Annotated in this window: 19 protein-coding genes and 1 tRNA gene; 13 read left to right on the top strand and 7 right to left on the bottom strand. The window is 60.3% G+C overall.

The annotated features are described in order from the left end of the window. The first annotated feature begins 70 nt into the window (after window positions 1-70). Complete coding sequence (locus WBQ96_RS14040) at window positions 71-1978, top strand: L,D-transpeptidase family protein (protein ID WP_336550744.1); 1908 nt, start codon at window positions 71-73, stop codon at window positions 1976-1978. 148 nt (window positions 1979-2126) lie between these two features. On the opposite strand, the gene WBQ96_RS14035 is transcribed toward WBQ96_RS14040, so the two are convergent. Together WBQ96_RS14035 and WBQ96_RS14030 are read right to left on the bottom strand one after the other, a co-directional pair. Continuing rightward, window positions 2127-2201 (bottom strand) — tRNA-Val (locus WBQ96_RS14035). Between the two features lie 67 nt (window positions 2202-2268). After that, entirely contained in the window at window positions 2269-2949 is a 681-nt protein-coding gene (locus WBQ96_RS14030) for a phosphoglycolate phosphatase (RefSeq protein ID WP_091912646.1), read from the bottom strand. A gap of 157 nt (window positions 2950-3106) precedes the next feature. Between WBQ96_RS14030 and rpiA the strand changes: the two genes are divergently transcribed. The 4 genes from rpiA (at window position 3107) to WBQ96_RS14010 (ending at window position 7416) form a co-directional block, all read left to right on the top strand. Then, on the top strand, window positions 3107-3805 hold the full coding sequence (rpiA, locus tag WBQ96_RS14025; RefSeq protein WP_119817417.1) for a ribose-5-phosphate isomerase RpiA: 699 nt from the start codon (window positions 3107-3109) through the stop codon (window positions 3803-3805). A 19-nt stretch (window positions 3806-3824) separates the two neighbouring features. Next, a complete protein-coding gene (locus WBQ96_RS14020; protein ID WP_165113227.1) occupies window positions 3825-4412 on the top strand; it encodes a DUF2059 domain-containing protein in 588 nt (195 codons plus the stop codon). 104 nt (window positions 4413-4516) lie between these two features. Beyond that, window positions 4517-5908: a glutathione-disulfide reductase gene (gene gor, locus WBQ96_RS14015; protein WP_336550748.1), complete on the top strand. Its 1392-nt coding sequence runs from the start codon at window positions 4517-4519 to the stop codon at window positions 5906-5908. 134 nt (window positions 5909-6042) lie between these two features. Continuing rightward, the gene (locus tag WBQ96_RS14010) at window positions 6043-7416 is read left to right on the top strand and encodes a class II 3-deoxy-7-phosphoheptulonate synthase (protein WP_336550749.1); all 1374 of its coding nucleotides are present in this window, start codon (window positions 6043-6045) and stop codon (window positions 7414-7416) included. Window positions 7417-7509: 93 nt separating this feature from the next. Here the strand turns inward: WBQ96_RS14010 and WBQ96_RS14005 are convergent, their stop codons facing one another. After that, window positions 7510-8583, bottom strand: coding sequence for a GGDEF domain-containing protein (locus WBQ96_RS14005; RefSeq protein ID WP_336550750.1), 1074 nt, complete (start codon window positions 8581-8583; stop codon window positions 7510-7512). A 378-nt stretch (window positions 8584-8961) separates the two neighbouring features. Here WBQ96_RS14005 and WBQ96_RS14000 point away from each other — a divergent pair, with 378 nt between their 5' ends. The 3 genes from WBQ96_RS14000 to WBQ96_RS13990 all read left to right on the top strand — a co-directional run bounded on the left by WBQ96_RS14000 (window position 8962) and on the right by WBQ96_RS13990 (window position 10696). Continuing rightward, entirely contained in the window at window positions 8962-9381 is a 420-nt protein-coding gene (locus WBQ96_RS14000; RefSeq protein ID WP_336550751.1) for a GFA family protein, read from the top strand. A gap of 104 nt (window positions 9382-9485) precedes the next feature. Next, a complete protein-coding gene (locus WBQ96_RS13995; RefSeq protein ID WP_336550753.1) occupies window positions 9486-10283 on the top strand; it encodes a DODA-type extradiol aromatic ring-opening family dioxygenase in 798 nt (265 codons plus the stop codon). Between the two features lie 53 nt (window positions 10284-10336). Next, on the top strand, window positions 10337-10696 hold the full coding sequence (locus WBQ96_RS13990) for a diacylglycerol kinase (protein ID WP_336550755.1): 360 nt from the start codon (window positions 10337-10339) through the stop codon (window positions 10694-10696). 15 nt (window positions 10697-10711) lie between these two features. On the opposite strand, the gene WBQ96_RS13985 is transcribed toward WBQ96_RS13990, so the two are convergent. Beyond that, a complete protein-coding gene (locus WBQ96_RS13985; RefSeq protein ID WP_336550756.1) occupies window positions 10712-11275 on the bottom strand; it encodes a DUF1003 domain-containing protein in 564 nt (187 codons plus the stop codon). Between the two features lie 114 nt (window positions 11276-11389). Here WBQ96_RS13985 and WBQ96_RS13980 point away from each other — a divergent pair, with 114 nt between their 5' ends. From WBQ96_RS13980 to gltX, 5 genes are all read left to right on the top strand, one after another. Then, window positions 11390-12103, top strand: a complete 714-nt coding sequence (locus WBQ96_RS13980; protein ID WP_336550757.1) for a DNA-3-methyladenine glycosylase I — start codon at window positions 11390-11392, stop codon at window positions 12101-12103. 130 nt (window positions 12104-12233) lie between these two features. Beyond that, window positions 12234-13919, top strand: a complete 1686-nt coding sequence (locus WBQ96_RS13975) for an NAD+ synthase (protein WP_336550993.1) — start codon at window positions 12234-12236, stop codon at window positions 13917-13919. A gap of 5 nt (window positions 13920-13924) precedes the next feature. Then, window positions 13925-14338, top strand: a complete 414-nt coding sequence (locus WBQ96_RS13970; protein ID WP_336550759.1) for a GNAT family N-acetyltransferase — start codon at window positions 13925-13927, stop codon at window positions 14336-14338. A gap of 386 nt (window positions 14339-14724) precedes the next feature. Next, the gene (locus WBQ96_RS13965) at window positions 14725-16530 is read left to right on the top strand and encodes an ABC transporter ATP-binding protein (protein WP_336550760.1); all 1806 of its coding nucleotides are present in this window, start codon (window positions 14725-14727) and stop codon (window positions 16528-16530) included. 83 nt (window positions 16531-16613) lie between these two features. Then, window positions 16614-17987, top strand: coding sequence for a glutamate--tRNA ligase (gene gltX, locus WBQ96_RS13960; RefSeq protein WP_336550762.1), 1374 nt, complete (start codon window positions 16614-16616; stop codon window positions 17985-17987). On the opposite strand, the gene WBQ96_RS13955 is transcribed toward gltX, so the two are convergent. The 3 genes from WBQ96_RS13955 to WBQ96_RS13945 form a co-directional block, all read right to left on the bottom strand. Further along, window positions 17905-19122, bottom strand: coding sequence for a DUF2865 domain-containing protein (locus WBQ96_RS13955; RefSeq protein WP_336550764.1), 1218 nt, complete (start codon window positions 19120-19122; stop codon window positions 17905-17907). The two genes, gltX and WBQ96_RS13955, sit on opposite strands and share 83 nt — an antisense overlap. 131 nt (window positions 19123-19253) lie before the next feature. Continuing rightward, window positions 19254-21584 carry an NADP-dependent malic enzyme gene (locus WBQ96_RS13950; RefSeq protein ID WP_336550765.1) on the bottom strand — a complete coding sequence of 777 codons (2331 nt, stop codon included), beginning with the start codon at window positions 21582-21584 and terminating at the stop codon, window positions 19254-19256. 165 nt (window positions 21585-21749) lie between these two features. Continuing rightward, window positions 21750-22529, bottom strand: coding sequence for an SDR family oxidoreductase (locus tag WBQ96_RS13945; RefSeq protein WP_336550767.1), 780 nt, complete (start codon window positions 22527-22529; stop codon window positions 21750-21752). Window positions 22530-22616: the final 87 nt, after the last annotated feature.

Genomic DNA, 22616 nt, shown 5'->3' with positions numbered 1-22616 from the left:
GAGCCGATTTTTCTCGGCGCGGCGAGAAAACGGGGAAACCGTCCGGAGTTCGGGCGGAGATGGATAATCAATGATCTTCTCTCTGAAAAGAACCGCAGCGCTGCCGATCACGGTTCTTGCCGCCTCGCTGGTTTTCGGCGCACCTGCAAATGCGCAGGGACTGTTCGATGCGCTGTTTGGTGGCGGGCGTGTGCAGCGCATGCAGAGGGAAGAGTTTCCGCCGCCGCCGCGCGCCGAGAGGCGAGTTCCTCAGCCCAAGCGTACGGCAGCTGCTGCCCCGGTGGCGAAGATCACGGGTCCGACCTATTACACCTACAAGGCCGATCCGCTCGTTCGCGTCGACTTCGGCGCGGTGTCGAAGACTGCAGAGCCGGTATCGTTCGAGCCGTCGTTGGGCGGGACCTCCTTTCGGGAGGGCCTTGCCGGGCTGGATGGATTTGACCTCTCCGCCGAAAAGGACGTCGCCAAGGCTCTTGCCGATTACTACGCGGCCAATCCCGACTACATCTGGGTAAGCGGTGCGACCGCGAACGCGCGCGCGCAGGATGCGGTTCGGGTTCTGGGCGAGGCGCCTACCCATGGACTGGACGCGGCGGACTATGCCGTCACGGTACCGGCCACCGGCTATTCGCTCGACGACATGGCCGCGCGTCAGCGCGAATTGATGCGTTTTGAGATGACGCTCTCGGCGCGCGTGCTGCGCTATGTTCGCGATGCGCAGAATGGCCGCGTCGATCCGAACAGGATTTCCGGATATCACGATTTTCCGGCCAAGCCGCTGGACATGGTCAACGTCCTGAAGACGCTGGCTCATACCGGCGAAGTTCACAGCTATCTGGAATCCTGGCATCCGCAGAACGCGGAATACCAAGCCTTGCGCGTCGAACTTGAGTCGTTGGAAGCCAGTTCGGAAAACGACATCGTCGTCGATCCGAAGCTGTTCTTGCGGCCGGGTCAAAGCAGCCCGGAACTGCCGAAGCTGCTGCAGCTGATCGCCCGCGACTATCCCGACGACATCGGCCAATATTCGGAGGTCATTACGCGGCTCGGCGCGAGTGAGGCCTATGTTGACGAGCTGGTGCCGGTCATCAAGATGGCGCAGGAAAAGGTCGGTCTGAAGCCGGACGGCGTGATCGGGCCGCGCACCGTGGGTGAACTCGCCGGAACGTCCAAAGCGGATCGTGTCGACAAGGTGCTCTTCGCGCTGGAGCAGATGCGCTGGTTGCCCTCCAATCTCGGCAGCCCCCGCGTTTTCATCAACCAGCCGGCATTCACGGCAAGCTATATCGACGGCGATACGGAAAAGCTGAAGATGCGCGTCGTCATCGGTCGGCCGACCAATCAGACAAGCTTCTTTTACGATGAAATCGAGCAGGTGGATTACAATCCCTATTGGGGGGTTCCGCAGTCGATCATCGTCAACGAGATGCTGCCAAGACTGCGCCGCGATCCCGGTTATCTCGACCGCTCCGGCTATGAAGTGACCGATTCGAAAGGTCGAAAAATTCCGTCGTCTTCGATCAACTGGGGACAGTACGGCGCAAAAATTCCCTACAGCGTGCGCCAGACCCCCAGCGAGGCCAACGCTCTCGGCGAGCTGAAAATCCTGTTCCCCAACAAGCATGCGATCTACATGCACGACACGCCGCAGAAGAGCCTGTTCGACCGCGATTCGCGGGCGTTCAGTCATGGCTGTGTCAGGTTGAAGGACCCGCGGGGCATGGCGGCGGCAGTGCTGGACACGACGGTCGACCATATCGCCCAGAAGCTGAAGCAAGGGCATTCATCCGAGCGCGTCACGCGCAAGATTCCGGTCTATGTCGCCTATTTCACGGCCTGGCCGGAAATGAACGGCAAGGTCGAGTATTTCGGCGACGTCTACGATCGCGACGCGCATCTGAAGACGGCTCTGGAAAAAACCGAGGCAGTGCGTACGCCGAGCATCCGGCAAGTCTCCCAGGCCGACACCGAGTTCTGAAACTTCAGGTGTCCCACACAGCGGGCGCCGCCCGCTGGATCATGCGGCTCTTCGCAAGCAACTACCCGTTGCTTGCCACAGTCCTTTGGACGCTTTGGCTGACGATACGCTGAAGTCAGCGCAATCAGGAAAAATCGGGCAAGGGGTATGGTGGGCGATGCAGGGATTGAACCTGCGACCCCACCCGTGTGAAGGGTGTGCTCTCCCGCTGAGCTAATCGCCCGCTCGTTGCCCGAAGGCCAAGCGAGCCGCGATATAAGGGACGGGAATGACCGAAGTCAAGGCACCGATCAGTTTGCTGCCGCGATAAGTTTGTCGGCCAGCGCCACCGTCAGTTCGTCGAAATGCGAGATGATTTTCGACGGCTCGAATTCGCGTACGTGCCGATCGGTATAGCCGAAATCGACCGCGACCACCGGAATGCCGGCTGCCTTGGCCGTGTCGATGTCGGTTTGCGAATCGCCGACCATCACTGCGCGATCGCGATCGCCTCCGGCCATTGCGATGGTTTCGGTCAGATGCCGAGGGTCCGGCTTGCGGAATGCGAACGTATCCTGGCCGCAGATCGCAGCGAAATACCGGGTCATATCGAGCGCTTCGAGAAGCTTGCGCGAAAAACCTTCGGTCTTGTTGGTACAGACCGCCATCAGGAAGCCTGCATCGGCGAAACGATCGAGCGCATCCAGCACGCCCGGATAGGGCAGGGACTTGCCGGGAATGTTTTCACCATAGTGGTCGATGAAGAGCGCAAACAGCCGGTCGTGTTCTGCAACCGGCAGCGGCGTCCTGCTGGCAGCGAAAGCGCGCTCGATCATCACCCGGCCGCCATGGCCGACGAAGCTGCGGAAGCCCGTCGCGTCGGTATGCGGCACGCCACCGGCGCCGAGGCTGTGATTAAGGCTCTCGAGCAGATCGGGTGCCGTGTCGACCAATGTTCCGTCGAGGTCGAATACGATGATTGGGCTGCTCATGAAATGTCCTGCGGCTTAAGGAATAAGTCAGTCGCGCATAGCGTGAGTGACCTTGCGGCGCAAGCAAAGTCGATTGAGCCTGAAGGGCAGAAAGCCTTTGCCGAAGCGGCCAAAGATGCTAGGAGCGCCACCGAACAAGGACTGCGGCGACACACCCATGGATGCAAGAGCATTGAAGATCGAGGCGGCGCGAGCCGCGCTTGAACATGTCACGGACGGGATGCGGCTCGGCATCGGCACCGGCTCGACTGCCGAGGAATTTGTCCGGCTGCTTGCCGAAAAGGTCGCGGCGGGCATGAAGATCATCGGTGTTCCGACTTCCGAACGCACCGCAGCGCTGTGCCGCGAACTGGGCGTTCAATTGTCGACGCTCGATGAGACACCGGAGCTTGACCTGACGATCGATGGCGCCGACGAGGTCGATGCGCAGCTCACGCTGGTCAAGGGCGGTGGCGGCGCGCTGCTGCGCGAGAAAATCGTGGCCGCAGCCTCGAAGAAAATGATCGTGATTGCCGATCAATCGAAGCTGGTCGACACGCTGGGCAAGTTTCCGCTGCCGATAGAGGTGAACAAATTCGGACTGAAGGCAACCGAGCTGGCAATCGCTGCCGTTGCCGAAAATCTTGGCCTTTCCGGCCCGCTGACATTGAGGATGACGAACGGCGCGCCTTTTGTTACAGACGGCGGACATTTTATCGTCGACGCATCTTTTGGCCGCATTCCCGATCCAAGAGCGCTATCAAATGGTCTTCACGCCGTTCCGGGGGTTGTCGAGCACGGTCTGTTCCTGGGCTTGGCGCAGGCGGCAGTCATCGCGGGTGCGGACGGCATCAGAACGGTCCGCGCGACCCAATAAAGAGGGAGTTTTATCCATTATGACGTTGGTCAATCGTGTTCGCCGCTTCTCCGCGGTTCTGGCGGCTTCCGCAATGGTCGCAATCGCGTCGCCGGCCTTTTCGCAGGAAATCTCGGACGCGCACCTGAAGGCAGCCCGCGAGGCGGTGGCGGCGATTCATGCCACCGACCTGTACGACAACATCCTGCCGCAGGCAGCGGGAGCGCTGAAGGCACAGCTTATCCAGAAGAATCCGGACCTTCAGGAAGTCATCACCTCGACGGTCGATGAAACGACGCTGAAGCTTGCCGGCCGCCGTGCCGACCTGGAGAAGGAAGCAGCGCTTGCCTATGCGCGGGTCTTCTCGGTCGAGGATCTGAACGGCATTGCCGCCTTCTACAATTCGGCGCCGGGCAAGAAGCTTCTTTCCGATGGCCCGATCGTGGCGCGCGAAGTCAGCAAGGCCGCCGATATCTGGCAGCGCGGCGTCGCTCGTGATCTCGCCGAGGAAACCGGCAAGGCGCTCGACAAGGCGCTTGAGGGCAAGTCCGCTCCGGCGATCACCGATCCGGCAACGCCGACGCCTGACGCGGCAGCACCGGCGCCGGCGCCTGCTCCCGCCAACTGATCGAGCCTTACAAAATTGCATCGCTGAAAAGCCCGGCCTCTGCCGGGCTTTTCTTTTGCGGTTTTGGCTCCTAACTGTCACTTGCCGCGCACGGAGACAGAATCATGACTGCATATGACTACGACCTTTTCGTCATTGGCGGAGGTTCCGGCGGGGTTCGTGCCGCGCGGGTGTCGGCGGCACTCGGCAAACGGGTGGCGATCGCCGAGGAATTCCGGTTCGGCGGCACCTGCGTGATCCGCGGCTGCGTGCCGAAGAAGCTCTATGTCTATGCTTCGCAGTTTCCCGAGCATTTCGAGGACGCCGCCGGTTATGGCTGGACTGTGCCCGAGGCGAGCTTCGACTGGCGCAAGCTCGTTGCCAACAAGGACAAAGAGATCTCGCGGCTGGAACAGATCTACCAGCGCAATGTCGAAGGGGCGGGCGGTGAGGTGTTTCACACGCGGGCGACCATCGTCGATCGGCATACGATAAGGCTGGAGAGCGAAAACCGTACCGTCACCGCCGACCAGATTCTGGTTGCGACCGGCGGCAGGCCAAATCCGCATGTCGCCTTGCCTGGTCATGAGCACTGCATCTTCTCCAACGAGGCGTTCGATCTACCCGAGCTGCCCAAGGCGATCGTGATTGCCGGCGGCGGTTACATCGCCGTCGAATTCGCCAATATCTTCCATGGGCTCGGGGTCGAGACGACGCTGATCTACCGTGGCAAGGAGATACTCAACCGCTTCGACATGGACCTGCGGCGCACGTTGCATGAGACCATGGAAAAGAAGGGCATCCGTATTCTCTGCCACGAGATGTTCAAGGCTATCGACAAGCGTCCCGATGGCAGGCTCGACGCGCACCTGCAGGGCGGCGAGGTGCTGACGGTCGATCAGGTCATGCTGGCGCTCGGGCGTATTCCCAACACCGAAAACCTTGGGCTGGAAAACGCGGGCGTCGAGCTGGGCAAGACCGGCGAGATCATTGTCGATGGTTACTCGCGGACCAATGTCGAGAATATCTGGGCGATCGGCGACGTCACCAATCGCGTCCAGTTGACGCCGGTGGCCATCCACGAGGCGATGTGTTTTGTCGAGACGGCGTTCAAGGGCAACCCGACACAGCCAGACCATGACTGCATCGCGACCGCCGTTTTCTCGCAGCCGGAAATCGGCACGGTCGGCCTGTCGGAAGACGACGCGGCCAAGAGGTTTGCAAATCTGGAAATCTACCGGGCGACGTTCCGCCCGATGCGGCACACGCTTTCCGGGCGTCAGGAAAAGATGCTTATGAAGCTGGTCGTGGACGCCGATACGCGAAAGGTGATCGGCGCTCACATACTAGGCCCGGATGCCGGTGAAATGGCGCAGCTTCTCGGCATTACGCTCAAAGCAGGTGTCACGAAGGATGATTTCGACCGCACCATGGCGGTGCACCCGACGGCAGCCGAGGAACTGGTCACCATGTACAAGCCCACCTATCTGGTCAGGAATGGCGAGCGGGTCGAATAGGGCGGCGGAACCGTTCGATTTCCGCGGAATTCCAGGGTAGAATAGCCAGCCGGCTTCCTGTATAGAGCGCCGTTCCCGAAAGCGGGAGATTTGCCGGGCAATTCCTGCCCTGAAGATACGTATTGGGTGCGACAATGACGAAATGGTCCCCGAATTCCTGGAGAAACATGCCGATCCAGCAGGTTCCGGCTTTTCCGGATCAGGCTGCCCTGGCGGAGACCGAAGCTCGTCTTGCATCGTTTCCGCCGCTCGTTTTTGCAGGTGAGGCGCGCAAGCTGAAGAAACAGCTTGCGCAGGTCGCCGCCGGAGACGCTTTCCTGTTGCAGGGCGGCGATTGCGCCGAGAGCTTCGCCGAACATGGCGCGGACAACATCCGTGACTTCTTCCGCGTCTTCCTGCAGATGTCGGTGGTGCTCACCTTCGCCGGCGCGCAGCCGGTGGTGAAGGTCGGCCGCGTTGCCGGCCAGTTCGCCAAGCCGCGTTCGTCCGACAATGAGACCAAGGATGGCGTGACGCTGCCGAGCTATCGCGGCGACATCATCAATGGCATCGAGTTCGACGAGAAGTCGCGCATTCCCGATCCGGCCCGGCAGGAGATGGCCTATCGCCAGTCGGCGGCTACGCTCAACCTGCTGCGCGCCTTTGCGCAGGGCGGTTATGCCAGCCTGGAGAACGTTCACCGCTGGATGCTGGGCTTCGTCTCCGACAGCCCGCAGGGCGAGAAATATGAGTCTCTCGCTAATCGCATTACCGAGACGATGGACTTCATGAAGGCCGTCGGCATCACGTCTGAGACCAATTACGCGCTGCGCGAGACCGATTTCTATACGAGCCACGAGGCGTTGCTGCTCGGCTATGAAGAGGCGCTGACCCGTGTCGATTCCACATCTGGCGACTGGTACGCCACGTCGGGCCACATGATCTGGATCGGCGATCGCACGCGTCAGCCCGATCATGCCCATCTCGAATATTGCCGCGGCATCAAGAACCCGCTCGGCCTGAAGTGCGGTCCTTCACTGACCGCTGACGGCCTGCTCGAGCTGATCGACATGCTGAACCCCGAGAACGAGCCGGGCCGCCTGACGCTGATCGCCCGTTTCGGCGCAGACAAGGTCGGAGAGCATCTGCCCAAGCTGGTGCGCGCGGTGAAGAAGGAAGGCCGCAACGTCGTCTGGTCATGTGATCCGATGCACGGCAACACGATCACAGCTGCCGGCTACAAGACGCGTCCGTTCGACCGTATCCTGCGCGAAGTGCAGAGCTTCTTCCAGGTTCATCGCGCCGAAGGTACGCATCCGGGCGGTATCCACATCGAGATGACCGGCAAGAACGTTACCGAATGCACCGGCGGCGCGCGCGCCATCCGCGACGAGGAGTTGCAGGATCGCTACCACACGCATTGCGACCCGCGCCTCAACGCCGATCAGGCGATCGAACTGGCCTTCCTCGTGTCTGACCTGCTCAAGAAGGACGCCGGCACGACCGAGAAGAAAGTCGTGAACGGCTGACCTGCCAGTTTTAAAAACGTAAAAAGGCGCTGGTTTCCAGCGCCTTTTTTGTTTCAGTCATCGGCGATAGTGCCGTGTGAGAGCGGCCCGGTATCAATCCTTCCGGTAGAGCAGCCAACTCTTGCTCGAACGCTCGGGAATCTCGGAGAACCTGGTAACCCGGTTGCGGCCGTTGAGTTTGGAGCGATAAAGCGCGCGGTCGGTCTTGGCGTAGAGATCTTCAGCGCTCTCGGCCTCGGAGGCCATGCAGACGCCCATCGATACCGTGACTGGCCCGTAATTGACGTTCGTCTGGCCACCGCTGGAAAAGGACGCCCGCTCTATCAGCAGCCTGATGCGCTCGGCGATGTCGAATGTCGACTGCTCGCTGGCGCCTTCGACGATCAGCGCGAATTCCTCGCCGCCGGTCCTGGCGACGAACATGTCTTCGCGAATGCTGGTGCGGAAGATGCCGGCGATGATCTGGAGGATCTTGTCGCCGACGGGATGGCCGTACCGGTCGTTGATTTCCTTGAAGCGGTCGATATCGGCAAGGATCAGGGCGTTGAACAGGATGCCCCGGCTGCTGTTGTAGACCTTGGCGATTTCCTTGTCGAAAGCGCGGCGGTTCCAGATCAGCGTCAACGGATCGGTGTCTGCAAGCTTCTTGTATTCTTCGAGCTTGGATTTGACGCTTTCGAGTTCAGCCGATTTCTCGCTGAGCGTATTCGCCACCTGCTTTCCGTGGTCGATCGTCGAATTCGTCGCAGTCGACATGACGCCGGCGATCTTCTGCAGCAATTCCCGTGAAATCGCCGTGCGGCTGTTCAGCCCGTCGGCGGTCTGATCGAGAATCTGGCCGTATCGCTCGATGTGGTTGCGCTCGCTGCGAAGGATGCCGGCGATATCTTCCAATTCCTTGGCGATCACTTCGCGGGCATTTTCGACAATGCTCTGGGTGTGGTTCTGCGCAAAATACTTGCGGCCGATCTGGTCGAGCTGATCCTGGGGCGGCCGATTGCCCAGCGCGATGACCTCGAGGCTGAGCTTCGGGTTCGAACCCGACAGGGCCTCGTAGAAAATCTCGTAGTTGCGCGGCAAGGCCACGACGCCCATCTGGCGCATGGTCATGACCGTGTTGATAGCGAGGTCGTTGATTTCCTCGCCTGTGGCGACCGCAGGCTGCATTGTTGCTCCACTTCACCATTGGAACCGAAGCCGGCCCCGTTTCCAATGTCAGACAGCCTGACGACCAAAAGAACGATCGGGGATGAGAGTTTGCGCCGGCGCATACAACTGAACCGGCCCATGAGGACGCCCCCCTGCGACCTCTGCTTGCATCCATGCTATATGCTGCCGAGCTAAAGTTTCCTTAATTGACTGATAGAACAGGCGCAAGTTGATGGGCATCGATCGGGTGAAAGATTGTTTCACAATTGCACACCCGCGGGATTGATCGTGAATTTTCTGCCTCAATGTCGCAATTACCAAAGTAAGTTGAATATACTTATGGCGATATCAGCGGACTCAGCGAAAAACGCTACCTTTTAGCACTGCGGGCACGAGATGAACGATACACGAACTGGCTCTTGTAGCTGTGGCGCTGTCCATTTCACGACGTCGGGACCGTTGCGCGGCGTGATTTATTGTCACTGCAAGCAATGCCGCAAGCAAAGCGGCCATTTCTTCGCAGCAACCAACGTTCCCGATGACAGAATCATGATCGAAGGGGCAAGCAACATCACCTGGTATCGCGGGTCGGATACCGCCAGGCGCGGCTTCTGCAGCGTTTGCGGTTCGGTTCTTTTCTGGAAGCATGACGAGCTCGATACGATTTCGGTCATGGCCGGCGCCTTCGATACGCCGAGCGGGCTTGAAGCCCACAGCCATATCTTCGTCGCCGATAAAGGGGACTACTACGAAATCGATGACGGCCTGCCGCAATTTTCGAAATCCACGCCCACTATCAAAGTGGCAGGAAACTGAACGGGAAAATTCAAAACGTTCTCGATTGTTGAACGGTTCGTCGACGGCTGGCGCTCTGCCCAGCTTGTTTGAACGGGCGTATATGATGGTCAAGGAGAAAGCCCATGACCACCATGCCCACACTGTTCATTTCCCACGGCGGCCCGAATATTGTCATCAGCGACACGCCGGCGCGGCATTATCTTGAAACGATCTCGGATAAAGTGCCGACGCCGAAGGCCATCGTGGTGGTTTCCGCTCACTTTGAAACGCATGGCGTGACGGTGGTCACCGATCCCAGACCCGAGATGATCTATGATTTCGGCGGTTTTGCGCCTGAACTTTACGAGATGAAGTATCCGGCACCGGGCGCACCGGAGCTTGCCGAAAAGGTTCTTGGCCTTCTCGAACAGGGAGGCCTCGATCCGGCGCGATTGGGCAAACGCGGCTACGATCATGGCACCTGGACGCCGTTGAAACTGGCTTTCCCCGACGCCGACATTCCAATCGTCCAGGTCTCGATCGATCCCGAGCGGGATGCCGCCTGGCACTATGCGGTCGGGCAGGCGCTTTCGCCGTTGCGCGAAGAGGGTGTGCTGCTGATCGGCTCCGGCCACATCACACACAATCTGCGCGCCTACTTTTCGGTCATGCGCCGGGGAGCAGCGCCCGACCCGGCGCTTGCGGGCAAAGTGAATGCCTTCACGGACTGGTTCAGGGAGAAGCTGGCGGCCAACGACACGGCTTCGATCCTCGACTGGAAGAACAAGGCGCCGTTTCCATCAGAAAACCATCCGACCGACGAGCATCTGATGCCCATTTTCTTTGCTTATGGTGCGGCTGGCGAGAAGGTGAGGGCGGAGCGGGTTCACAATTCGGTCGATCACGGCTTTTTCGCCAATGATTCCTATCTGTTCCACTAAAGCCCGGTGCGCTACATGATCCCCTTCCGGCGATTCGGCGGGGGATTTATGCAATGGAACGGCTGATAAACGCTTTCCACAATTCGGTAAGGGCCTTTAGCCGGCTCATCCGCTCCGAGAAGGCATTCCAGCAGGAGGTTATCCTGCTTGCGATCGCGATCCCGGTCGGTTGGCTCGTGGCATCGAGCTGGCGCGGCTATGCCTTGCTGATAGGAGCGCTGCTGCTTCTGATAATGGTCGAGGTGCTGAACACCGGCATCGAAGCTGCCTGCGATGCAGTTTCGCGCGAGTTCAACATCGACATCCAGCTCGCAAAGGACTGCGGCTCGCTGGCGGTGCTGATCTCGGTGATTATCGCCGCCGGCGTCTGGGGCATTGCCATCATCGAGCGGTTCACCGGCGTTCCTCTCTGAGAAAGGCTGGTTCTTTCAAGCGGTCCCACCCTTTCCAGCAAGGCGTGCTTCCAGCCGCTGCATCATTTCCGTCAGTTCGGTCAGCTTGTCGCGCATCGCCAGCATCTCCTGATGGCGCAGTTCATCGAGTTTCTCATGCAAAGCCATGATCTCGATTTCAGCCTTCAGATTGACCTCGTAGTCGTGCGTGGCGTCGATGCGGTCGCGTTCGGTTTGCCGGTTCTGCGACATCATGATGACTGGCGCCTGTATTGCAGCCAGCATGGACAGGACCAGATTGAGGAAAATGAAAGGGTAGGGATCGAAGGCGTCGGTTCGAAGAAGGTAGACGTTTGCCACAGTCCAGACCACGAGGAAGAACAGGAAGGACAGGATGAACGTCCACGAGCCGCCGACGCGGGCGATGGAATCGGCGAGACGCTCGCCGAAGGATTGACGATCTTTGTAAGCCTTGGCCGTGTTCTTCGCTATCGCTTTTCGGTCGATCGCGCTTTGCAGCACGCGATGTTCGAGGTCGGTCAAAGCCTCGGGTTTGCGGGTCAGCCAACGGCCCGCAAGGTCGGCAACGGTCTTGTGCATCGTCCCCTCCATATGCTTGTCATCAGGACTGTCAGTGGTCGCATCGAGCGGGGTGGACGGATGCTGCGATGCGATTGAAAATGCTACGATGTGCCAAGTTGCAGGGAGGCCGCAATGCTCGACTTCGATAAAATCCGTGCTCGCGCGGCAAAGCGCAAGGGCGGCGAGGCGGTTCTTGCCTCCCTGTTGGGTTCAGCGCCAGACAATGCGGCTTTGGCGAAAATCCCGGACCACCGTATTCTCTCGACCATGGCTGAGCGTGTCTTTGCTGCAGGTTTCGTGTGGCGGGTGATAGAGCAGAAATGGCCCGGGTTCGAGGAGGCATTTCTGGGTTTCGAGCCCAAGCGCCTGCTCTTCCAACCTGACGACTTCTGGCATGACCTCACGGCGGACAAACGCATCGTGCGCAATCCGCAGAAGATAAAATCGGTGCGCGACAATGCCGCTTTCGTCGAGCGAATGTCGAAAGAGCATGGCAGCTTCGGCAAATTCCTCGCCCAATGGCCCGCCGACGACCAGATCGGCCTGACCGCATATCTGGCCAAGCATGGCAGCCGGCTCGGCGGCAATACCGGGCAGTATTTCCTGCGCTGGCTGGATTGGGACAGCTTTATCATCTCGCAGGATATGGGCGCGGCGTTGCGCGATGCCGGGCTCGACATTAGCGAAAACCCGACATCGAAACGCGATCTTTCCCGGATACAGATTCAAATCAACGACTGGGTGCAGAAGACGGGACTGCCGCGCAAGCACATTTCGCGCATCCTGGCGATGTCGATCGGCGAGAACCACGCGCCCGAGACGATCCGCGAATATACGGGCGAATAGCTGGCCGAAGGGTGCGAGCGCTATGACCCACGTTGAAATCCGTCTGTTATGCTCATGTTGAGCATTGTGGCCTAAATCATTGGCTGCGCTGTCCGTTGCAAGCATAAAGCCGTCGCGCTACACCGCTGATATGACAAAGAAGCCTGCCGCTCCCGATATCCTGCGCATCGCAGTTGCCCAGTTGAACCCGACCGTCGGCGACATCGCCGGCAATCTCGCCAAGGCGCGCGAGGCGAGAACGGATGCTGCCCGCCAGGGTGCCGACATCGTCCTGTTCACCGAGCTTTTCATTGTTGGCTATCCGCCTGAGGACCTTGTTTTGAAGCCGGCGCTGTTGGCAGCGTGCGAAAGGGCGGTAGAGGATCTTGCGAAGGATACTGCTGATGGCGGTCCCGGAGTCATCATCGGCACACCGCTGAAGCGCAAGAGCGGTACGCACAATTCCGTCATGGTGCTGGATGGCGGCAAGATCATTGCCGAGCGCTACAAGGTCGACCTGCCCAACTATGGCGAGTTCGACGAGAAGCGCGTGTTCCAGCCGGGTCCAGACATGCCGGGGCCGGTCAATTTCCGTGGCGTGCGGCTCGGTTTGCCTATCTGCGAGGATATCTGGAACGACATGGCCGTCTGCGAGACGCTGGCCGAAAGCGGGGCGGAGCTGCTGCTGGTGATGAACGGCTCGCCCTACTACCGCGGCAAGGTGGATATTCGCCATCAGGTGGCGATCCGGCAGGTGATCGAGAGCGGCCTGCCGCTGCTTTTTGCAAACCAGCTTGGCGGGCAGGACGAACTGATCTTCGACGGAGCGTCTTTCGCGATCAACGCCGACAAGACGCTCGCCATGCAGATGTCGCAGTTCGAGGAGCAACTTTCCGTCACAACATGGAAGCGTAGCGATGAGGGATGGGCCTGCACCGGCGGGCCGATGTCAAAGATTCCCGAAAAGGAAGAGGCCGACTATCGCGCCTGCATGCTGGGCTTGCGCGACTATGTGAACAAGAACGGCTTCAAGAACGTCGTTCTCGGCATGTCCGGCGGCATCGATTCGGCGATCTGTGCGGCGCTCGCCGTCGATGCGCTGGGCGAGGAGCGGCTGCGCGCCGTGATGATGCCCTATCGCTATACGTCGAAGGATTCGCTGAAGGACGCCGAGGACTGTGCCCGCGCGCTTGGCTGCCGCTACGACATCGTGCCGATCTTCGAGCCGGTCGAAGGCTTCCTGCACGCGCTGGAACAGATGTTCGAAGGCACCAAGGAAGGAATCACCGAGGAGAACCTTCAAAGCCGTGCGCGCGGTACGATCCTGATGGCGATTTCCAACAAGTTCGGGTCGATGGTCGTCACGACCGGCAACAAGTCGGAGATGTCCGTCGGCTACGCCACGCTCTATGGCGACATGAATGGCGGCTTCAATCCGATCAAGGACCTCTACAAGATGCAGGTCTACGCGCTGGCCCGTTGGCGCAACGGCCATGTGCCGCCGACAGCACTCGGACCTTCGGGCGAAGTCATACCGGCAAACATCATCGACAAGGCGCCCTCGGCGGAACTGCGTGAAAACCAGACCGACCAGGATTCGCTGCCGCCTTATCCGGTGCTGGACGATATCCTCGAATGCCTCGTCGAGAACGAGATGGGCGTGGACGACATCGTCGCGCGCGGCCATGACCGCGACACGGTGCACCGCATCGAGCATCTGCTCTACATCGCCGAATACAAGCGGCGGCAGTCGGCGCCGGGCGTGAAGATCACCAAGAAGAATTTTGGGCGCGACCGCCGCTATCCCATCACCAACCGATACCGCGATCGGGGCTGACAAGAATGGCCGATGTCGAGATCAGCTTCGACCCCTTCCGGATCGATTTCCAGAAGACTTCGGAGATCATCAAGGAGAGCTACTGGGGCGAAGGCCGGAGCGACGAGATACATCGCCGCGCATTCGACAACTCATTTTGCGCCGCTGCCTTTATCGACGGTGAGCAGGTCGGCTTTGCGCGCGCCGTTACCGACTATGCCTGTTTCGCCTATCTCTGTGACGTTATCATCTGGCCTGATCGGCGCGGTGCCGGCATTGGCAAGAAGCTCATAGCGGCACTGCTCGACCATCCCGATCTCGCCGGCGTTGGCAGCTGGAGCCTGCGTACCGGCGATGCGCACAAGCTTTACGAACAGTTCGGTTTCGTCACCTCGGCAGACGGGATGTACATGCGGCTGGCGCGCAAGACCGATAGCTGACACACGCGGCTGTTGCAAAAGCGCCTCACCGTTTATGCCAGTTGCATTTTGCGACACGGCCTATCTTGGCGAAGACGCAGGCCTCACATATAAGCAAATTTCTGCGATTCCCTTTTGGGAGGGTACGAATGCCAGGATTTGACAATTTCATGCGAGGTCTCGAGGCCTAGGTCTGTGATGCTCCGTCGCCCAAGCTGATTGCTTGGCGGTTTGGAGCCAGTTTAGAACTTGGCACTCTTCGATCTCGGTCGCCGCCCGATCGCATTGATCGGGCTTGCAGCCAAATTCCTTTCGTACCCGCATTTCCGGACGTTTTGTCGTCCTTCGCGGTGTTTTCAAAACTGACTTTACTGGGATCGGGTGACGCTTTTCGCCCGAATGACATCATGGCTCGTTTTCGTATCGACTGGCGCGGCGGCGCGTTCCGCAGCGTTCTGGGCTTCACCGCCCGCCACTGGCAGCGTCAGCCTGTCCGCGCTTCGGTGATCGCAGCTGCGGTTCTGGTTTCGACCCTGGCCGACGTGCTGACGCCGCTCTATTCCGGCCGGCTGGTCGACGCTGTCGCCAATGGCGCGGCGACGGATGTGGTTGCGTGGAATGCCGCACTCGCTGCGTTTTTCACGCTGCTGGCGCTGGCGCTTGGCGCGATCGTCATGCGCCACATCGCCTTCATGGGCATCATCGACCTGACCTTGAACATGATGTCGGATATCGCGGCCGACGCGTTCAACCGTGTCCAGCGTTTCTCGACGGACTGGCATGCCAACAGCTTTGCCGGCTCGACCGTGCGCAAGGTCACGCGCGGCATGTGGGCGCTCGACCTGTTGAACGACACGCTGCTGGTCGCCCTGTTTCCGTCGCTCGTCATGCTCATCGGCTCGACGCTGCTGCTCGGCTGGTATTGGCCGATGATGGGCGTCATCATCGGTATCGGCTCGTTGATCTACATCGCGGTGACGGTGTCGCTGTCGCTTGGCTATGTCGCGCCGGCTGCAAGTCTTGCCAATCGCTGGGACACGCGCCTCGGCGGGTCGCTGGCCGATGCGGTGAGCTGCAATTCCGTCGTCAAGGCTTTTGGCGCGGAAAGGCGTGAGGACGGCCGGCTCGCCAAGGTGACCGCCAAATGGCAGCACCGGACGCGGCGGACCTGGGTTCGCGGCACCATCAACGGCACGACGCAAGGTGCGACGCTGCTCGTCCTGCGGGCGGCGGTGATCGGCTTTGCGCTGCTGTTGTGGTCGCGCGGGCAGGCGAGTGCCGGCGATATCGCCTTCGTGTTGACCTCGTTCTTCGTGCTTCAGGGCTACCTGCGCGATGTCGGCATGCATGTGCGCAACCTGCAGCGCTCGGTCAACGATATGGAGGAACTGGTCGATATCCATGGCCAGCCGCTCGGCATCGAGGACAAGCCCTATTCCAAGCCGATCGAGATCACCGTCGGGCGGATCGATTTCGAAAACGTCACCTTCCACTATGGAAGCCACAGGCTGCCGCTCTACGAGAATTTCTCGGTGACGATCGCAGCCGGTGAGCGTGTCGGTCTTGTCGGGCACTCGGGTTCGGGCAAGACGACCTTCGTCAAGCTGATCCAGCGGCTTTACGACGTAAGCGGTGGTCGCATCGTGATCGACGGGCAGGATATTTCGCAGGTGACGCAGGCATCGCTGCGCCAGCAGATCGCCATCGTGCAGCAGGAGCCGATCCTGTTCCACAGGTCGCTTGCCGAAAACATCGCCTATGCGCGTCCGGGTGCTTCGCAGGCCGAGATCGAGAATGCGGCGAAGCTTGCCAGTGCGCACGACTTCATCACCCGGCTGCCGAAGGGCTATGGCACGCTGGTGGGTGAACGCGGCGTGAAGCTGTCGGGCGGTGAGCGCCAGCGCGTGGCAATTGCGCGTGCGTTTCTGGCCGACGCTCCGATCCTGATACTGGATGAGGCGACATCGAGCCTTGATTCGGAATCGGAGGTGCTGATCCAGCAGGCGATGGAGCGGCTGATGATCGGGCGCACGACGCTGGTCATCGCGCACCGGCTTTCGACGGTGCGGGCGCTCGACCGGCTTCTGGTGTTCGACAATGGCCGGATCGTGGAAGAGGGCGATCACCAGGCGCTCATCCGCCTGAAAGGTGGCATCTATCGCCGCCTGTTCGAACGGCAGGCGCTGGAGCTGACCAAGGGCCTGGTGGTCTAAAGGGCCCAATCCGCCGGCTGCGCGTCTGCGTGGCCGGCGGGTGCAGTCTTGCCAAGGCCATATCCATCCGTTAACCGGGGAAAATGACTGTAACCGTTCGTTTTGCCCCGTCGCCGACAGGCCTTATCCATATCGGCAATGCCCGCACGGCGCTGTTCAACTGGCTGTTTGCCATGAAGAACGGCGGCCGCTTCATCCAGCGCTTCGATGACACCGACGTGCTACGCTCGAAGCAGGAATATGCCGACGCCATCCTTTACGACCTGCACTGGCTTGGTATCTTTCCCGATGCCACCGACTATCAGTCTCGGCGCTTCGATGCCTATGACGCGGCGGTCGAGAAGCTGAAGGCGGCGGGCCTGCTCTACGCCTGCTACGAGACATCGGAAGAGCTGGAGCTGAAGCGCAAGATACGGCTCTCCCGCAAGCTGCCGCCGGTCTATGGCCGCGAGGCGCTGAAGCTGACCGGTGAGGAGCGCGAGGCGCTGGAGGTCGAAGGCCGCAAGCCGCATTGGCGTTTCCTGCTGCCCAATTTCAGGGATAACCCATTCGAGACGGAACGCACCGAAATCCAGTGGGGTGATGTCGTGCGTGGCGAAGAAACCGTCGATCTCGCTTCGCTCTCGGACCCGGTTCTGGTGCGCGAGGACGGCACCTATCTCTACACGCTGCCGTCCGTCGTCGACGATATCGACATGGGTGTGACCCATGTCATCCGCGGCGACGACCATGTCACCAATACCGGCGTGCAGATCGCGCTGTTCAAGGCGCTCAGTGCTGAGCCGCCGGCATTCGGCCATCATAATCTTTTGACGACGAGCACAGGCGAGGGGCTTTCGAAACGCACCGGTGCGCTTTCGATCAGCAGCCTGCGCGAATCCGGCCTGGAGCCGATGGCAGTTGCCTCGCTTGCGGTTTTGATCGGGACGTCGGAAAACGTGGCCGCCGTGCCCCATATGTCCGAGCTGGCCGAGCGGTTCGATCCGGCGGCCACATCGAAATCCGCGTCGAAATTCGATCCCGCAGAGCTTATCGTGCTCAACCGCGCGCTGCTCCATCAACTGCCGTTCAACGAAGCGCAGGACCGGCTTTCGGCACTCGGCATTTCCGGAGAAAAGGCCGAGCCGTTCTGGCTGGCGGTGCGCGGAAATCTTGAAAAGCTGGCCGATGCCACGAGTTGGTGGCGCATCGTCAATCAGGGACCTGAGGAGCCTGTCGAACTCTCGGACAAGGATCGTGAATTCGTCAATCAGGCTTTCGACATGCTGCCCGAAGAACCTTGGGATCATTCGACCTGGAAGGCTTGGACCGGTGACGTAAAAGAAGAAACCAAGCGCAAGGGCAAGACGTTGTTCATGCCTTTGCGGCTGGCGCTTACGGGGCTTGCCTCAGGCCCGGAGCTCGCAGATTTATTGCCCCTTCTGGGTCGGGAAGGAACATTGGCCCGACGACCCTGACCTTGCGGTTGGGGTCTAGTGGGGCAAGTTCCGAAGGCTTGGTTTCCACAGGCTGTGCAGCAGGTTCCGGCCCAAGTTTCTGAATGGAGCTTGCGTGCGTTTCCTGGGCAGCAGGTGGCGCCACCGGCAGGATCGACGGAGACTCGTTTGGCGCAGTCGAGGAGGTCGCTTCGCTTGAAGGTGGCGGGTTTCCGGCAATCACTTCGAAATTCTTCGGTGCATTGCAGCTGCAGCCTTCCGGCTTTGGCAGGGTTTCGCGCTTGTAGAGATAAGCGTTCGGCATCTCGGAATATGGCTTGCCGCTGACGGAGGAAACCATGTCGGCCGACTCGTCGCTGATCTCGGGCGCCTCTTCGCCTTCCTTGACCTCCTGCACTGCCGCAGGGCTGCTTTGGTGGAAGAAGACCTGCATCTCGGCGCCCGGGCACATCGCTTGGCAATTCTGCTGATCGCGGGCGAATTCGCGCTTCGAAGACGCAAAGGACATCGGGAAGTAATAGCCGTCGCATGTGCGCACACAGACGGTTCGATACTGGCCGCTCGGCGTTTGCATACCAGATGCTTGATTGGGCTTGGCGACCTGCCGGGCGGTACGCACTGGTGCGTTGTCGATTGTCTGGCGCCGCTCGCCGGTTCCAACCTGTGGCTGCATGACCAGGTAGTTGCCTCTATCCGAATTGTCCGTGCGAGGAGAAAATGGTTGCCGCGCCACTACTTGATTGCGGCAGCCATTGGCGTTGAGGGAAGCGAGTATGGTCGCTCGCGATCTTCCGCCTCCACGCCCGGCAGACTGATCGCGCTTGCGCTGAAGGGTGTCGACGTTGCGTTCCATCTTCTGGACGTTTGCGTTGATCCTGGCGCATTGCTGCACATTGCTGCCGAACAGGGAGAAACCGCAGCCTGCAGCGCGCGCATTGCCCTTTGCAGCAGAAAGCTGCTGGCGCTGTTTGCTCAGCGCTGCATCGTATCTGCGAAATTGTGCGGACCCGCCACCGCCTGATCCAGCGGATGCGAGCTCGGCCTCGAGCTGCCGGCAAACGCGGGAGCTAGCGGCTATCGCCGAGGTTGCGAAGACGATCGAAGCCAAGACGAGCAGCGCCGCCAATGCACGTGCCAAACCGTTCAACCCGGCCATCAGGCGCCCCCCGAACGTTTGCTATGCCTGATCAAAGATTCCGCCGCTGATCAGGCGTCACTCCGTTACCACATACGAGGTTAACTCTTTCTTCGCGTTTGGACAGTTGACCTTTTCGTGATCGCTATTGGTTAGCCGGCTTTCGAGATGGTCGCCTGAGCCTTTTGAGCTGCTTCCACCACCGCAAGTGCGGTCATGTTCACGACGCCGCGCGATGTAACCGACGGCGTCAGGATATGCGCAGGCTGCTCGGTGCCGAGCAGGATCGGCCCGACATGCAGGGCGTCCGTCATCTGCTTTACCGTGGTCAGCGCGATGTTCGCTGAATCGAGATTGGGGAAGACGAGGAGATTGGCTTCGCCCTTGAGCGTGGAATGCGGATAGACGCGCTGCCGCAGATGTTCCGACAGAGCGGAGTCTGCGTGCATTTCACCGTCGCTCTGAAGCTCGGGCGCGATCCTCTTCAGGATCGCGGCTGCCTCGCGCATCTTCAATGCGCTCGGGGAGTCGCGCGAGCCGAAGTTCGAGTGCGACAGCAATGCCGCCTTGGGCTCGATGCCGAAGCGGCGGATTTCCTCGGCCGCCAGTATGGTCATCTCGGCGATTTCCTCTGCGGAGGGATCAACCGTCACATAGGTGTCGGTGAAGAACGTCACGCCACGGCTGGAAATCAGCATCGACAGCGTGGAGAGATCACGGTCGCTGACGCCGGCGCGCGGTCCGATGATCAGCGTCACATTGCGCAGGTGGCGGGCGAAGCGCCCTTCGAGGCCGCAGATCATGGCATCGGCATCGCCGCGCCGCATGGCAAGTGCAGCAATGACGGTCGTGTCCGTGCGGACCATGGTGCGCGCGGCTTCCTGGGTCACACCGCGCCGGCCTGCGAGTTCGATCAGCTGATCGACATAGTCGCGGTAGCGCGGATCGTCCTCGGGGTTGATCAGCTCGAAATCCGTGCCGGGACGAATGCGTAAGCCATAGCGCCGCAACCGGACATCGATGACATTCGGGCGGCCGATCAGGATCGGCTCGGCAATGCCTTCCTCAAGCACCACCTGTGCGGCGCGCAGCACGCGCTCGTCTTCGCCGTCGGCATAGATGACGCGCTTGGCCGTCGACATCTTCGCGGTGGAAAACACCGGCTTCATGACAAGACCGGAGCGGAAGACAAAGCGGTTCAGCCGGTCGATATAGGCCGGAAAATCCGTAATCGGCCGTGTGGCTACGCCGGTCTCGCAGGCCGCTTTGGCCACAGCCGGCGCAATCCGCAGGATCAGGCGCGGGTCGAACGGCGAGGGGATCAGGAAGTCAGGTCCGAAGACCGGCGTCTCACCGGAATAGGCGCGCGCCGCGACATCCGACGGTTCCTCGCGCGCAAGGGCGGCGATGGCGCGGACAGCGGCCATCTTCATATCTTCGTTGATGGCGCTCGCACCGCAGTCGAGTGCCCCACGGAAGATGTAAGGAAAGCACAGTACGTTGTTGACCTGATTGGGGAAATCGGAACGGCCAGTGCAGATCATGGCGTCCGGCCGTGCCGCGCGGGCCACCTCCGGCATGATCTCCGGCGTCGGATTGGCCAATGCCAGGACAAGCGGCTTTTCCGCCATGTGCTTCAGCAGTTCAGGCTTCAGAACGCCTGCCGCAGAGAGACCGAGGAATACATCCGCGCCGCCGATGACATCCTCGAGCGTGCGCGCATTGGTATCCTTCACATAAGGGTCTTTCCAGCGATCCATCTCGTCCAGCCGCCCTTTGTAGGCGACGCCGAAACGATCGGTGACCCAGATGTTTTCCACCTTGGCGCCAAGCGAAACCAGGAGGTTGAGGCAGGCAAGAGCTGCCGCACCGGCGCCCGATGTGACGATCTTGATGTCCTCGATCTTCTTGCCGGCGAATTCGAGCCCATTCAGCACCGCTGCCGCAACGATGATCGCGGTGCCATGCTGGTCATCGTGGAAGACCGGGATTTTCATCCGGGCCTTGAGCCGTTCCTCCACCTCGAAACATTCGGGCGCCTTGATATCTTCGAGGTTGATGCCGCCGAAGGTTGGCTCGAGGGCCGAAATCGTCTCCACCATGCGGTCGATTTCGGGTGCGTCGATCTCGATGTCGAACACATCGATGCCGGCGAATTTCTTGAACAGGACGGCCTTGCCTTCCATCACCGGCTTGGAGGCGAGGGGGCCGATATTGCCGAGGCCGAGCACGGCAGTGCCATTCGAGACAACGCCGACCAGATTGGCGCGCGCCGTATAATCCGCTGCCGTTGCGGGATCGTCCCTGATCGCGAGGCAGGGTGCTGCCACGCCAGGCGAATAGGCCAGCGCCAGATCGCGCTGGTTGCCCAGCGGCTTGGTTGCCTGGATCTCGAGCTTTCCCGGCACCGGGTACTTATGGAAGTACAGCGCCGCTTCTTCGAAATCGGAGCGAGCCGCATCGTTCTTTTTTTCGTTGTTCATGGTAGCGGTCTAACCCCGTATTCAATCGTTTCGACTGTGTTTTAGCACGCGATTCCGGTTTTTCGAGGCGGTTCGGCAACGAAAATAACTGGAATCAGGAAATTCCCATGATTCCAGTCATTTGCCGTCAGAATCTCGTAAAATGAATCAGCTGGTGGATTCGCGTTAGAAGGCGCTCACATAGAGGCCGCCGTCGACGGGTATGTTCTGCCCGGTGAGATAACCCGCATGAACCGAGCAGAGAAAGGCGCAGATCTGTCCGAACTCTTCCGGCGTGCCGAGGCGTTTGGCCGGAACGTCGGCGCTGATGCGCGTCTTGCGCTGGGTAGCTGCTTCGGGTGATTCGACGCTGCCTGGCTCGTGGGGGCCGCGAAGCCGGTCTGTGTCGAGCTTGCCTGGAAGCATGTTGTTGATGGTCACGTTGCGGTCGGCAACCGTGCGGGCAACGCCTGCCAGGAACGATGTCAGGCCGGCACGCGCGCCTGACGACAGGTCGAGGCCGGGGATAGGCACATAGACCGACAGCGATGTGATGTTGACGATACGGCCGAAGCCGCGCTCTGCCATGCCACCGACCACGGCCTGGACGAGCTCGATCGGCGTGATCATGTTGTTGACGACCCCGTCGAGCATCTTCTGCCGGTCGAGTTCCTTGAAGTCGCGGAAGGGCGGCCCGCCATTGTTGTTGACCAGAATATCCGGCGCGGGAGCTGCTGCCAGCAATTGCTTCTGAACCTCCGGGTCGGAAACGCTGCCCGGAACTTCGATGACCTTCACGCCAAAGCGGTCGCGAATCTCCTGTGCGGTTTTCGCCAGGACCGCAGCATCGCGCCCGTTGACGACGAGATCGCAACCGGCTTCCGCCAAAGCAATGGCGCAGCCGCGCCCCAATCCGCGACTTGACGCGCAGACGATCGCCGTTTTTCCCCGAATGCCGAGATCCATGATGTGTCTTCTCCGATTTGCAGGCGGCCAACCTATCGCGCGAGCGACACAAACCGCAACCGTCATACGCCTGTTGCATGAATCGGG

It is taken from the genome of Mesorhizobium sp. CCNWLY176, assembly GCF_037153935.1.
Classification (GTDB): domain Bacteria; phylum Pseudomonadota; class Alphaproteobacteria; order Rhizobiales; family Rhizobiaceae; genus Mesorhizobium_M; species Mesorhizobium_M zhangyense.
Note: the sequence above shows the minus strand (reverse complement) of the source record. Positions and strands in the feature narration are given on the sequence as shown.